Source organism: Rhodococcus sp. GA1, assembly GCF_024321955.1.
Taxonomy (GTDB): Bacteria; Actinomycetota; Actinomycetes; order Mycobacteriales; family Mycobacteriaceae; genus Rhodococcus; species Rhodococcus pyridinivorans.
Map to the genome: position 1 here is coordinate 2,620,040 of NZ_CP097186.1, position 13,387 is coordinate 2,633,426.

12 protein-coding genes are annotated in these 13,387 nt (G+C 68.8%); 1 reads left to right on the plus strand and 11 read right to left on the minus strand.

What is annotated here, in order from left to right:
• Positions 1–201 precede the first annotated feature (201 nt).
• The 8 genes from M3330_RS12335 to M3330_RS12370 form a co-directional block, all read right to left on the minus strand.
• On the minus strand, positions 202–675 hold the full coding sequence (locus M3330_RS12335; RefSeq protein WP_039584385.1) for a hypothetical protein: 474 nt from the start codon (positions 673–675) through the stop codon (positions 202–204).
• A gap of 95 nt (positions 676–770) precedes the next feature.
• Complete coding sequence (locus tag M3330_RS12340; protein ID WP_006550780.1) at positions 771–1,445, minus strand: ABC transporter permease; 675 nt, start codon at positions 1,443–1,445, stop codon at positions 771–773.
• Positions 1,442–2,086: an ABC transporter permease gene (locus tag M3330_RS12345; protein ID WP_039584383.1), complete on the minus strand. Its 645-nt coding sequence runs from the start codon at positions 2,084–2,086 to the stop codon at positions 1,442–1,444. The genes M3330_RS12340 and M3330_RS12345 overlap by 4 nt, the downstream gene beginning before the upstream one ends.
• Positions 2,083–3,192: an ABC transporter ATP-binding protein gene (locus M3330_RS12350; protein WP_024102447.1), complete on the minus strand. Its 1,110-nt coding sequence runs from the start codon at positions 3,190–3,192 to the stop codon at positions 2,083–2,085. The genes M3330_RS12345 and M3330_RS12350 overlap by 4 nt, the downstream gene beginning before the upstream one ends.
• A 16-nt stretch (positions 3,193–3,208) precedes the next feature.
• Positions 3,209–4,120 (minus strand): ABC transporter substrate-binding protein, encoded by a 912-nt coding sequence (locus M3330_RS12355; RefSeq protein WP_024102446.1) that lies wholly within the window; start codon positions 4,118–4,120, stop codon positions 3,209–3,211.
• A gap of 83 nt (positions 4,121–4,203) precedes the next feature.
• Positions 4,204–4,704 carry a cysteine dioxygenase family protein gene (locus tag M3330_RS12360; RefSeq protein ID WP_037217386.1) on the minus strand — a complete coding sequence of 167 codons (501 nt, stop codon included), beginning with the start codon at positions 4,702–4,704 and terminating at the stop codon, positions 4,204–4,206.
• 206 nt (positions 4,705–4,910) lie between these two features.
• The gene (locus M3330_RS12365; protein ID WP_019290572.1) at positions 4,911–5,804 is read right to left on the minus strand and encodes an amidohydrolase family protein; all 894 of its coding nucleotides are present in this window, start codon (positions 5,802–5,804) and stop codon (positions 4,911–4,913) included.
• 48 nt (positions 5,805–5,852) lie between these two features.
• Positions 5,853–7,928, minus strand: coding sequence for an ATP-binding protein (locus tag M3330_RS12370; RefSeq protein ID WP_006550774.1), 2,076 nt, complete (start codon positions 7,926–7,928; stop codon positions 5,853–5,855).
• Positions 7,929–8,215: 287 nt separating this feature from the next.
• On the opposite strand from M3330_RS12370, the gene M3330_RS12375 reads away from it, so the two are divergent.
• Entirely contained in the window at positions 8,216–9,139 is a 924-nt protein-coding gene (locus tag M3330_RS12375; protein WP_006550773.1) for a LysR family transcriptional regulator, read from the plus strand.
• A 71-nt stretch (positions 9,140–9,210) separates the two neighbouring features.
• On the opposite strand, the gene M3330_RS12380 is transcribed toward M3330_RS12375, so the two are convergent.
• Genes M3330_RS12380 through M3330_RS12390 form a run of 3 tightly spaced genes read right to left on the minus strand, consistent with a single transcriptional unit; the run spans position 9,211 to position 13,387 of the window.
• Positions 9,211–10,083 carry an SRPBCC family protein gene (locus M3330_RS12380; RefSeq protein ID WP_006550772.1) on the minus strand — a complete coding sequence of 291 codons (873 nt, stop codon included), beginning with the start codon at positions 10,081–10,083 and terminating at the stop codon, positions 9,211–9,213.
• Positions 10,084–10,136: 53 nt separating this feature from the next.
• Positions 10,137–10,991, minus strand: coding sequence for a xanthine dehydrogenase family protein subunit M (locus M3330_RS12385; RefSeq protein WP_006550771.1), 855 nt, complete (start codon positions 10,989–10,991; stop codon positions 10,137–10,139).
• Positions 10,988–13,387, minus strand: a complete 2,400-nt coding sequence (locus M3330_RS12390) for a xanthine dehydrogenase family protein molybdopterin-binding subunit (protein WP_255024894.1) — start codon at positions 13,385–13,387, stop codon at positions 10,988–10,990. Before M3330_RS12390 ends, M3330_RS12385 begins: the two co-directional genes overlap by 4 nt.

The following is a 13,387-nucleotide window of genomic DNA, read 5'->3' on the forward strand; positions in this document are numbered from 1 at the left end:
TTCCGGTCACCCTCCCAGTGGAACCCGAAGGCTCGAGTACCCACACCAGGGCTGCGATAATCCCCGAATTATTACGTTTTGGTCACGGGGACGCCTACGACCGTACCACCTGAATGCTGTGTCGTTGCAGATGTGTGTACCGGCGCGTCACACATCCGCGATTACGGGGACGCGATCACATCACGCCACGGCTCTGTCGGATCACGCCACAGCCGGGCTCCAGTCGACCACCACCGACCGTGCTCCGATGTATTCCAGCAGGTCGCGGACCGGTCCGCCGAAGCGGAGCTGACGGGCGACCTCCAGTTCGTCGAGGTCGTCGCTCTCCGTGCCGACGAGGATCCCATCGATCATGCTGCGGGCCGCGGACACGACGAGCGTCTCTTCCTCGGCCACGCGGACCGGTACATCGTTCTCGCCCGCCACCGCGCCGACCGCCACGGCCACGTAGTCCCTGTCCTCGTCCGCGTCGTGATACGCGACCAGGCGGCCATGCAGCACGGACTCGGGCAGGATGCGGTCGAGCGTTACGCCCGAGGGAACGCGCTCGTCCTCGGGACGGATGCTCGGGCCGGCTGCGGCCGGTGTGGCCGGGGATGCCGTGGGCTGCGCGGCTGCGTACAGGGGTACGCGCCGAGACGTCCAGCCGAAGTAGGTTTCGCGTTGCGCATACATCGCACCTGCGCCTCCTCGATAGGACTTCGTCTCTACCTCCAGTGTGCTCCGGGCCACCGACACGTTTGTCGGTTCCGAAGGAGGGGTCGTAGGAGCTAGTCGCGCGAGGCCCGGACGCCGGGTGAGACGAGCAGTCGGCCGAGGACCGCGAAGAGCGCGAGGATCACCAGCGAGCAGATCCCGGCGAGGGCGGCACCGCCCACGACCAGGGCGTAGTCGCTGCGCGCGAGACCGTCCACGATGGGCCTTCCCACCCCGCCGAAGCTCACTGCCGCGGCGATCGTGGCGGTCGCGACGATCTGCACGGCGGCGGTGCGCAGGCCGACGAGGATCAGCGGCAAGGCCACCGGCAGCTGGGCCCGCAGCAGGATCTGGGACGAGGTCATCCCCATCCCGCGGGCGGCGTCGGTCAGCGCCGGGTCGATCCCGCGGATCCCTTCGTAGGAGTTCAACAGGATGGGTGGGATCGCGAGTGCCACCAGCGGCACCATCACCGGAACGAGCCCGATCCCGTACAGCACGACCAGCAACACGAGCAGGCCGTAGGTGGGGAGGGCGCGTGCGGCGTTCGCTGTGAGCGACACGAGCACACCGCCGCGGCCCGTGTGCCCGGTCCACAGGCCGAGCGGCAACGCGAGGAGCACGGAGATCACGAACGCGAGCAGGGTATAGCCGAAGTGCTGGGCCAGTCGCGTCGGGATCCCGGACGCGCCCGACCAGTTCGCGGAGTCGCCGAAGTATTCGGCCAGATAGTTCAGCAGCGTCGTCATCGGCGCACCTTCGAGGTGCGGTGCATCCACGGCGTGGCGAGACGCTGGACGAGCACGAGCACCGCGTCGACGACCAGTGCCATCACGACGGTCGCGATGATGCCGATGATCGCCAGATCGAGTCGGTCGAGCTGCACCGAGGCGGTGAACAACGCGCCGAAGGCACCCATGCCGATCAGCGCTCCGACGCTCACCATGCTGATGTTCGCGACCGTCGCGACCCGCAGCCCCGCGATGACCGCGGGGATCGCCAGCGGCAGGTCGACGGTGAGCAACCGGCGCGGCGTCGAGAATCCCATCGCCACCGCCGACTGGCGGACACTGTCGGGCACAGCACGCAATCCGTCGACGACGTTCGGGACGAGGCCCGCCAGCGCGTAGACGGCCAGCGGAAGGATCACGGTGGTCCGGCTGATCCCGGTGAACGCGATGAGCATGACGAAGAAGGCAAGCGACGGAATCGAATACAGGACACTGCAGACCGCGAGCACCGGGGCGTACACCCGCGGCCACCGCACGCACGCGAGGCCCAGCGGCAGAGCGAGGACGAGGCCGAGCAGCGACGAGCCGAGGGCCATGACGAGATGATCGCCGAGCAGTTCCCAGAACGTCCCGAGATAACCGGGAATCCGCAGGCTCACCGCAACTTCCGCATCGCGAGCGGAGACGGGGTGCCGGCCTCCCTGTGGTTGTGCGCCGCGCGGACCGCCGCGGTCACCTCTTCGCCACTGATCACCCCGAGCGCACGTCCGTCGTCGTCCACCGCCACGGCATGGCCCGACGGTGAGAGCACGGCCGCGTCGAGCACGACGCGCAGCGGATCCCGCCCGGGAACGAACGGCTTTCCGGCCGGCAGGAATTCCGCATCGGCACTGCCGTCTCGCCACCCCGTCGGGCGTCCGTCGTCGTCGACGACGAGAAGCCAGCCGTCGCCGACGGCGAGTTCGGCGGCATCGCGGGTGACGATCGGATCGGTGCGCAGCGGCAGGTCGGCGGACGAGAAGAACGACATGAGTCGCACACCGCGGTCGACGCCGAGGAATCCGGCGACGAAATCGTCGGCGGGGGAGGTGAGAAGCTCCTCCGGAGTCGCGTACTGGGCGAGCACCCCGCCCGGCCGCAGGACGGCCACGCGGTCGCCGAGCTTGATCGCCTCGTCGATGTCGTGGGTGACGAGCACGATCGTCTTGGCCAGCACCGATTGCAGGCGCAGGAGTTCGTCCTGCAGATCCTTGCGGACCACAGGATCGACCGCGGAGAACGGCTCGTCCATCAACAGGATCGGAGGATCGGCCGCCAGCGCGCGTGCCACACCGACACGCTGCTGCTGCCCGCCGGACAGCTGAGCAGGATAGCGTTGCGCCAGTTCTTTTCCGAGGCCGACTCGGGTGAGCACGTCCATCGCGGTCGCGCGGGCCTCCTTACGGCTCGCGCCGAGCAACCGGGGCACGGTGGCGACGTTGTCGATCACTGTGCGATGGGGGAACAGCCCGGCGTGCTGGATGACGTATCCGATGCCGCGGCGCAGGATCCGGGGATCCTCGTCCCGGACGTCGCGGCCCCCGACGAGCACACGCCCGCTCGAGGGCTCGACCATCCGGTTGATCATGCGCAACGAGGTGGTCTTCCCACACCCCGACGGCCCGACGAACACCGTCAGGGTGCCCGTCGGGACTTCCAGCGAGAGTCCGTCGACGGCGACGGTCCCGTCGGGATAACGCTTCCCGACGTTGTCGAATGTGATCACGTGGCACCGACTTCCGTCAGTTCAGATCGTTCTGCTGCAGCCACTCCTCGGCGACGACGTCGATGTCGCGACCGTCGGTGACCACCTGTCCGACCAGGACGACGAGGGTGTCGGTGGTGAGCTTGTCGGACACGGCGTCGATCTTCGCGACGTGGTCGTCGTCGAGATCGGCGCGATGCACCAGCGGGGTGACGTTCTGGGCTCCGAAGACCGATTCCGGGTCCTCCAGCGCAACAAACGGTTCGGTGCTCAGCGACGGATCGGTGGTGAAGATGTTCGCGGCCTGCACGGTGCCGTCCGAGAGCGCGCGGATGGTGATGGGGCCACCGGTGTCGGTGGGGACGAATTCGCGGAACTCGACCCCGTACACCTCACGCAGACCCACGACACCTTGCTGACGCGTCTCGAACTCGGGCGGTCCGCCGAGGACGAGTTCGCCGGCGACCGGCGCGAGATCGGCGATGCTCACAAGGTTGTAGCGCTGCGCGGTCTCCTCGGTGACGACGAGGGCGTCCTTGTTCTCACCGGGGGCGGAGGCCAGGATCTCGAGCCCGTCCGGAAGGGCTTCGGACAGGGCCGCATTGACGTCCTCCGTCGTCGAGGCGGTGCTGTCGGGGTCGACCCGCGCGAGCAGTGCGCCGTTGTACTCCGGGACGAGCGTGATGGCACCCGAGGCGACCTGGTCGTAGTAGATCTCGCGGCTGCCGATGTTGAACTGGCGGGTGACCTCCGCCCCCGTGCTCTCGAGCGCCTGCGAGTAGATCTCCGCGAGCAGGACGTTCTCCGGGAAGTTCGCCGAACCGACGACGATCGCGCCTCCGTCCGCTGTGTCTCCGGCGAGGGGATCCTCGTCTCCGCCGCCGGAACAGGCGGCCAGGGCGAATACGGACACGGCGAGAAGCGCGGTGGTGCGTGCGAAGCGTTTCACGGGTTGCTCCCTCGGATGCGGCACGGTCGGTTTTCGACTCTATCCCGGCGGATACCCACTGTGCCGGATTTGTCACGAGTGGATCACCAGTCGTCGCCGGCACGCTCCGAGGTCGTGAGGGCGAGGATGCCGCTCTCGAGACGGTATCGGCTCATCGAGTCCAGCGCGGGGGTATAGGCGTGCACGGTCACCGCCGGGACGGGACCGTCGTTGACGACCTCGTGCACGTGCCGATCGTCGAATCGACGCGTGACACCCGTCGACAGATGGGTGCGGGAGAGCGTCACGCGTTGCCCGGGAAGATCTTCCGACCACGGCTGGTCGACGGTGTCCTCCCGGACCTGTCCCTGCGCGACGGCGAATGCACCGGCACTCCCACCGTGATCGTGGATCCCGGTGCGCTGCCCGGGAAGCCAGCTCAGCAACCACACCTCGTAGTCGTCGGCGACGGCGAGCCGGGTGTACCAGCGTTCGGTCTCGTCGAAGCGGACGAGCGGACGCCAGCGGGAGACGTCCGCGGCGATGTCACGGACGATCTCGGCGAGATCGACGCGCACGGAGGGGGACAGAAGAGCAGCAGCCATCGTGGTTCCTCGAAACGGGAGCCGGACGGGATCGTAGGGTCGTCCGGGCAGGGGAAGTGGGTCGGGCCGGGATCAACGACAGGCGCGACAACCACAGAAACCACCGGCGATGCGGACGTAGTCCACATGAAGCCTGCGATGCCGCAGGGTCGCCGGAAGACGCATGTCGCTCACTTCAGCGGCCGGATGCGGCACTGTCAAGATTTTCACTCGTGTGACGTTCGGAACAACCGGGCCGGATTGCGTCGCCGTACGGGCTCGTCGCGCGCGTCGCCGAACAGCAACGGTGCTGCGTACGGGCGGTCCGAACCGAGCACGACGCGGTCGGGGCCGAGTCCGGACGCCACGGCCTCGACGATCTCGGGACCGTACGACGAGGTGTCGACGAACACTCCGGCCGACGGGACCGTCGCCGGTCCGCCGCGCGCGGCCATCCGGTCGGCGTGCAGCGGCGCGAGCCCGGCGAGCATCGCGAACCCCACGCGCAGTCCGGGGAGGCGAGGGGCCCCGTACTCGTGCCAGGCGAACCACGCGGTGTGCATCTGCGCCACGTACGACACCATCGCCGGCCACCACGGCGGAGCCGACGGATCGGCCGCGGCGGGCCCGGGATGCACGAACAGGGGAGCACCGACGCGGTCGAGTTCGTCGAGGAGCGGGGCGCACCGCGCGTAGCCGTCGGCATCCGCCAACGCGGTGGCGGGAAGCTGGAGACCGACGCAGCCCGCCCCGAGCACCTTGCGCAGCGCCGCGGGATCGGGATCGTCGACCGACGCTGCCGCCCACGCCCCGAACGGGTGCGGCAGCGCGAGCACTCCCTCGTGGTAGGCGTCGAGCAGGCCGGCCCCGTCGGCTGCGGGAAGCGTTTCGATCCCCAGCGGGCTCGACAACGACACCAGCGCCAAGTCGATGCCGTCCTGCGCCGCGAGCTCGGCCCGCCGGGCGATCGAGTGATTCTCCGGTCGCACCTCGTACGGGGGTTCACCGCCGAGGTACAGCGTCCATCCGACGAGCCGCGGCGCACGGGTGCGTGCCCGTAACGCAGCGACGAGTGGTGCCGGCCAGACGTGCTGGTGGACGTCGACGCGGGGAACGGTCATGCCGTCAGGATGGCAGACCGCCCGCCCGCTGTCCGTTGTCCGCGTCGCCTACTGTCCCGCGCCGCGGGGAACCCATCGTTCGTGCAGCTGTCCGCGCCGGATACCCGGACTCGTCCCGGGCGTCGCGAGAGCGGGGGTGGGTGCCGAGTGACGGCTTCCGACCACCGGCTGCGATCCGGATGCCGGGTCGGCGTGGAACTGCTCGCCGTACTCCGACGGGGGATCGGGCAGGCGGCGCGGCCGATCGATCCGGTACGGATCGTCGTGGTTCCTGCCGGTTCCCTTGAGCAGGCTGGTCGGCAGGTAGATGCTCGCAGTGATGCCGGCATTGGTGGACGAGTCGAAGGTCGGACGCAGACGCACCGTGATGCCGTGACGGTCGGCGAGACGTGCGACCACGAACAGACCCATTCGCCGTGCGGCACCGGATCCGGTTTCGCCTTCCGCACCCAGCCGCATGTTGATGTCGGCGAGTTCATCTGCGGGGATACCGATTCCGCGGTCGGCGATCTCGAGGAGGAGTCCGCCGTCGACGGCGCGGGAGAACGCGAACGCCACGGTGCTCTCGGGCGGTGAGGCGCGCAGCGCGTTGTCGAGGAGCTCGGCGATCATGTGGACGACGTCGGTGACGGCGCTGCCGACCAGATTGCCGTCGGGCGCATTGCCGATGTTCACGCGCTGGTAGTTCTCGACCTGGGAGACGGACGCGCGCAGGACGTCGACGAGCGGTGTGTCGGGGACCCGGCCGAGACGCTGGCGGGTGCCGGCGAGGACGAGCAGCGAGTCGCCCGTGCGCCGCATGCGGGCGGCGAGGTGGTCGAGTGCGAACAGGTTCTGCAGACGTGTCGGGTCGCGCTCTTCGTGTTCGAGCGAATCGATCAGTGCCAGTTGCTGTTCCACGAGCGTCTTGTTGCGGCGGGCGAGGGTCTCGAGCATCTCGTTGACCTGTCGGCGCAGCTGGGCCTGTTCGCCGGCCAGACGCAGGGCGCCCTCGTTCATGCTGTCGACGGCGCGCGCCACCTCGCCGATCTCCTCGCGGGTGTGGACGCGGACCGGATCGAGTGTGACGGATTCGATCTCGGCGCCGTCCTTGATCGCGGCGAGCGCGGCGGGCAGATCCTGTTCGGCGGTGCGCAGGGTGTCGTCGCGCAGTCGGCGGAGCGGTCGGACGAGCGACATCGCGATCACGATCGCCAGTCCGAGGGCGAGCGCGAGGACGATCGCGATACCGATGGCGTTCTTGAGGGCTTCGGCGCGTGCTTCGGCCGCGAGGTCGTCGAGGGTGGCCACGGCTCGGGTCGCGGAACCGGCGACCTCCTCCTGGTAGATCATGAGGCTCTCGAAGAGCGACCCGCGCAGAGCGGCGACGTTGCCCGCTTCGTTGTCGAGGTTGGCCGTGAGGCTGCGGCGATTCTCGAGCTGGGTCATCAGACCGTCGACCCGGGAGGAGTCGGCGGTCTCGTTCTCGACGAAGGTGTCACGGAGGACGGCCAGTCGCGCGGACTCGACACCGAGGGCGTTGTTCCACATGAGCAGGGCACCGTCGGTTCCGGCGCTCAGCGCGGAGTATGCGAGGACCTGGTCGAGCAGGGACCACTGGGTGTCCCACAGGTCGAGAAGTGTCGCGCTCTCGCGCTGGACGGTGGGGTCGTCCGTGGTGGTGGTGATGGCGCGGTAGGCAGCCTGGGCGCGGCTGACGAATCCTTCGGCGCGCTCGCTGGCCACGGTCGGCGCCAGGGTTCCCGACGACGCGCTGTCGAGCAGGCTCTCGCCCTCGGCGAGCATGCGGTTGATCATCGCCGCGATCTGCGGATCGAGATCCTTCGCGTCGATGTGGTCGCGCAGCGTCGCGGCGGATTCGCGGGCGACCTGGGCGCCGTTGTCGACGGGCAGTGACAGGATCGTCGCTGCCGCGGCGCCGGTGACACTGGTGGCGTAGTCGGCGAGGGTCGGCAGGATGGAGACGTTCTCGGCGGCGGCGCTGTAGGCGTCGTTCTCCTGGTAGAGGTCGTAGACGCGGAGCGAGCCGTACAGGGTCGCTGCGACGATGGGGACGGCGACGACCGCGGTCATCCTGCGCCACAGACGCCAGTTGTCCGGCGTGTACTGCCGGAATTTCCTCATGACACTCACAACGTTTCGCCCCCCGAGCCTCTCTACCTGCCTGAGTCGGCGGCCGGCCGAAACTGGACTTCGGCAAGTAAAGAACTTCGCCTTGGAAATTCGGGCCAGGGCGAATCACGGTTCGCTGCCGTCAGGACGTGGGTCAGAGTAGGTAGTACTTCGCTGCGCTCACAAGATCGCCGTCCAAGTCCGATAGCTGGTATTCGATCTTGTGTATACATCACGGTCGTGCGCTACGATGCCGCCGGAATTTCCCGTTCCGCCGGGTTTCGATGTCAGGGGGGCGCATGGATCTGCGACGGGTCGATCTCAACCTGCTCGTCGTCCTCGAAGTCCTGCTCTCCGAACGCAATGTCACGCGCGCGGCGCGGCGACTGAACATGTCGCAACCGGCGACGAGTACGGCTCTCGCCCGGTTGCGCAAGCAATTCGACGATCCGCTTCTCGTGAAGAGCGGCCGCACACTGCGTCCCACCGTGCGCGCCCAGGCGATCGTCGAACCGCTCCGCGAGGTGCTGCGGACCCTCGAGCGCTCGGTACTGGCTGCGCCCGGCTTCGATCCCGCGACGGATTCACGCACCTTCACCATCATGACCGGCGACTACGCCGCGATCACCCTCCTGCGTCTGCTGGTCCGGGGGAGCACCCCGGCCGGCATCCGTTTCGATCTGCTGCCGTTCAACGGTGCCGGTCTCGATGCCTTCCGCCGGTTCGAGATCGATCTCGCGGTGCTACCGGAACACGTGCTCGAATCCCCGGAGTTCGAGAGCTGCCGGAGGCAGGTCGTGCTGACCGACAGACTCGTCGGGGCGGTCTGGTCCGGCCACCCGTACACCGGCACCAAGCTCACCCGCGAAGTGCTCGGCCGCTACCCGCTGCTGTCCTACGCGCAGTATTCCGACGACACCAACCTCGGCCGCGCTCTGCTGCGTGCGGGGGCGGTGGCCCAGGTCGGCGCGACCAGCGGCAACCTCGCGGTGCTTCCGTACGCCCTGGAGAACACCCGCATGGTCACGTTCCTGCCCGAGCGCTTGGCCCGGCACCTCGCCGAGATGGCGTTCCTGCGCATCCTGGAACCGACCTTCCAGTTGCCGCCCCTGCGCGAATTCGCGGTCTGGCACGCCGAGCGCGATGCGGATCCCGCGCACGCCTGGCTCCGTGCGCAGCTCGACCCGATCGGACGTCGCCGCGTCGCAGCACAGGCAGGCTGACGACGACGAACGCTGCGGACCGGCCCGTTCGACGGGGTTCGATCCGCAGCGTTCGAGTGGATCCGACGAGGTCAGCGTCCCGATCGACGCTGGAGGATCACCGCGATGACCACGACGAGAATCGCGACCACTCCGACCGGCGCGACCCGCGTCGCGACCGATCCCTTCGCGTACTGCATGAGGTCGAGCGGTTCGGCCTCGGGCTGCGGGGGCGCGGCCGGGGAGGGAGTCGTCGACGGCGTGGGAGGCGTCGAGGTCATCGTAGGCGCCGGTGAGGCGCTCACCGGGCTGGGCGGAACCGACTCGTTCGGCCGCAGCTGCGCGGAGTCGTCGTCCCCGGCGCCGGGCCCGACGAATGCTCCACCGGCCGGCTCGTCGCCCGAACCCGCGGCGGTGAGCGGCGGGCTCGCCGGCACGGACTCGTTGGGCTGCGACTCGGCTGCCTCAGCGGTCGCCGCGGAGGAGGAGGACACAGAGGAGGACGTGGAGGAGGCCGCCGCTTCGGGTCCGAGCTTCTTCGACAGGCAGTCCGCGAACTGCTCGAGGATCTTCCCACCGACATCCGAGATCATCCCCCGCCCGAACTGGGCGGGCTTGCCGGTGATCTTCATGTCGGTGCTCACGATGCCGTCGGTGCGGTCGCCGTCGCCGGTGAGGGTGACGGTGATGGTCGCGGCCACCGTGCCGTTGCCTCGGGTGTCCTTCGCATTGGCCTCGATGACCGCCCGGCGGGCGCTCTCGTCCTTCTCGACGTACACGCCGGTGCCCTTGAACGTGAGCGCCACCGGTCCGAGCTTCACCTTGACGGTCCCGGTGAACGTGTCGCCGTCGACCCCGGTGAGCGTCGCGCCCGGCATGCACGGCGCGACCTTCTCCGGATTCAGCAGGGCGGTCCACACCTCGTCGACCGGGGCGGGAACGGACAGTGTGTGTTCGAGTTGCATGAGGTCCTTTCCGAACAAGTGGTCCGGGATCTCGGTGTTCGGCGTGGAGACGCCTAGACCCCGGAGGCAGTGGTGACCGCTCGTTGGGTGAGTACCCGGGCGAGGTGGCTCCGATACTCGGCGTCGGCATTCCCGTCGGTCATGGGAGCCGTGCCGTCGGTGGCGAGCTCGGCGGCCTCCCGGATCGTCTCGGCCGTCGCGGGCTTACCGATCAGCGATTCCTCGACGCCGCGTGCCCGGACCGGGACGGCTGCCATGTTAGTAAGCGCGATCCTCGCCCGTTCGATGGTGTCGCCGGACGCCTGTAGGGTCGCAGCGACCCCGACGATGGACCACTGCTGGGCCGCGCGATGGAACTTCTCGTAGCGCGCAGACCAGCCCGTGTGCTTGGGAATCCGGACCTCGACGAGGATCTCTCCGGGCTCGACCGCGGTCGTGAAGAAGTCCTGGAAGAAGTCGTCCGTCGCGATGGTGCGACGCCCGGACGGACCGGCCACGGTGAAGGTCGTCTCGAGCGCCACGGCAGGCGCCGCGAGATCCCCGGCCGGGTCGGCGTGCACGAGCGACCCGCCGAACGTGCCGCGGTGCCGGATCTGGGGATCGGCGACGGTCGCCGTCGCCTCGGCCAGCAACCGTGCGTGCTCCGCGACGAGCGGGTCGTGCAGCACATCGTGGTGGGTGGTGGTCGCGCCGATCACCAGGGCGTCGCCGTCGTCGCGGATGCCCCGCAGTTCGGGGATCCTGCCGAGGTCGACGAGCACGGTCGGTGCCGCCATCCGCAGGCGCAGGACGGGCATGAGGCTCTGCCCACCGGCGATGACCTTCGCGTCCTCACCGGCCTCGGTCAGCGCGGCGACCGCTTCGTCGACGCTCGACGGGGCGACGTAGTCGAACGGGGCCGGTATCATTTCGTGCCTCCTCGGGCGTCGCGGAGCGCGTGCCAGATCCGCATCGGTGTACAGGGCATCTCGACGTCGGTGACGCCGAACGGCCGGACCGCATCGAGTACGGCGTTGACGACGGCCGGGGTGGAGGCGATGGTTCCTGCCTCGCCGACACCCTTGACACCCAGCGGATTACCGGGTGCCGGAGTGTCGGTGCGATCGGTGACGAAGGGCGGCAGATCCACCGCGGTGGGTAGCAGATACTCGGCGAACGACGAACTCAGCAACGTGCCCGACTCGTCGTGCACCGCTTCCTCGTAGAGGGCCTGGGCGATACCCTGGGCGAGTCCGCCGTGCACCTGACCCTCGACGATGAGCGGATTCACGACGTGCCCGACGTCGTCGACGCACACGTACTTGCGGATCCGCGCGTGCCCCGTCTCGGTGTCGACCTCGATGGCGCACAGGTGGGTGCCGTGCGGGAACGAGAAGTTGTCGGGATCGTAGGTCGCCTCGGAGTCGAGGTTCGGTTCGACACCGTCGGGCAGGTCGTGCGCGGCGAACACCGCGAGCGCGACGTCGGTGAGCCCGACGGACTTCGAGGTGCCCTTGACGCGGAACTGTCCTGCCTCGAAATCCAGATCGTCCTCGGAACATTCGAGCAAGTGTGCGGCGATCGGCCGGGCCTTGGCGACCACCTTCTCGGCGGCCTTCACGACCGCGATGCCGCCGACGGCGAGCGAGCGGGAGCCGTAGGTGTCGAGACCGCGCGGTGAACTCTGCGTATCGCCGTGCAGGATCTCGATGTCCTCGAACGGGATTCCGAGCCGGTCGGCGACGATCTGGCTCCACGCCGTCTCGTGGCCCTGACCGTGGGCGGACGAACCGGTGACGACCTCCACCTTGCCGGTGGGGAGCATGCGGATCGCGGCGTGCTCCCAGCCGCCGGCGCCGTAGGAGAGTGAACCGAGCACCCGCGACGGGGCCAGGCCGCACATCTCCGTGAACGTGGAGACACCGAGACCGAGCTGCACCGGGTCGTTGCGCTCGCGTCGTTCGGTCTGCTCGCGCCGTAATGCGTCGTAGTCGAACAACTCTCGGGCCTTGGCGGTCGCGGCCTCGTAGTTGCCCGAGTCGTAGGTCAGGCCCGCGACGGTGTCGAACGGGAACTCCTCGTGCTTGATCCAGTTCTTCTCGCGGAGCTCGAGGGGATCCATGGACAGTTCGACGGCGAGCTCGTCCATGATGCGTTCGATCGCGAAGGTGGCCTCGGGGCGTCCGGCGCCGCGGTAGGCGTCGGTGGGCACCTTGTTGGTGAACACGTTGGTGCAGGCGAACCGGTACGAGTCGAACTTGTAGATGCCGTTGAACATGAACGCGCCGAGGATCGGCACACCCGGGGTGACGAGACGCAGGTAGGCGCCCATATCGGCGAGCAGTTCCACCTTCAGGCCCGTGACGGTGCCGTCGCGGCGCGCGGCGAGGGTCAGCTTCTGGACCTGGTCGCGGCCGTGGTGCGCGGCGAGCATCGACTCGCTGCGCGTCTCGGTGTACTTGACGGGCTTGTGTAGGCGACGCGCGATGAGGAGCGTGAGCACCTCCTCCGGCGTGACCTGCAGCTTGCCGCCGAAACCACCGCCCACATCGGGGGCGATGACGCGCAGTTTGTGCTCGGGGAGACCGAGGGTCATCGCGAGCATCAGCTTCAGCACGTGCGGGACCTGGGTCGCCGACCACATGGTGATCTGCGAGGCGGTGGGGTCGACGACGACCGATCGCGGTTCCATGAAGGCCGGGATGAGCCGCTGCTGCCGGAAGGTCCGTTCGACGACCACCTCCGCGTCGCGGATCGCGTCCTCGACGTTGCCGCCGCTGCCGGCCTCGGCGGAGTCGAACACCCATGTCGCGCTGACGTTGGTGCCGAGATCGGGGTGGACGAGGTCGCCGTCCTGCGTCGCGCTCTCGAGATCGAGCACGACCGGCAGGTCCTCGTAGTCGACGTCGATCGCGTCGAGGGCATCGTGGGCCTCGTATGCGCTGCGGGCCACCACGACTACGACGGCCTCACCCGCGAACCGCACGGTGTCGACGGCCAGGGCCGGGGCGTTCGGGGTCTTCATGTCCTCGGTGATCGGCCACGCACACGGCAGGCTGCCCTGCTCCTCGGCGAGGTCGGCGCCCGTGTAGACGGCGACGACCCCCGGCTTGCCCCGGGCCTCGGAGACGTCGAGTCCGGTGATGCGGGCGTGCGCGATCGGGCTGCGCAGGATCGCGGCGTGCAGCATCCCAGGGAGCACGATGTTGTCGGTCCAGCGCGTGCGGCCGGTGATGAGGTGCTCGTCCTCCTTGCGGCGGCGTGCCCGGCCGAGTTCGGATTCGCCGGTGCCCTCGTCGGTGGTGGGATCCACGGTGCTCGTCAT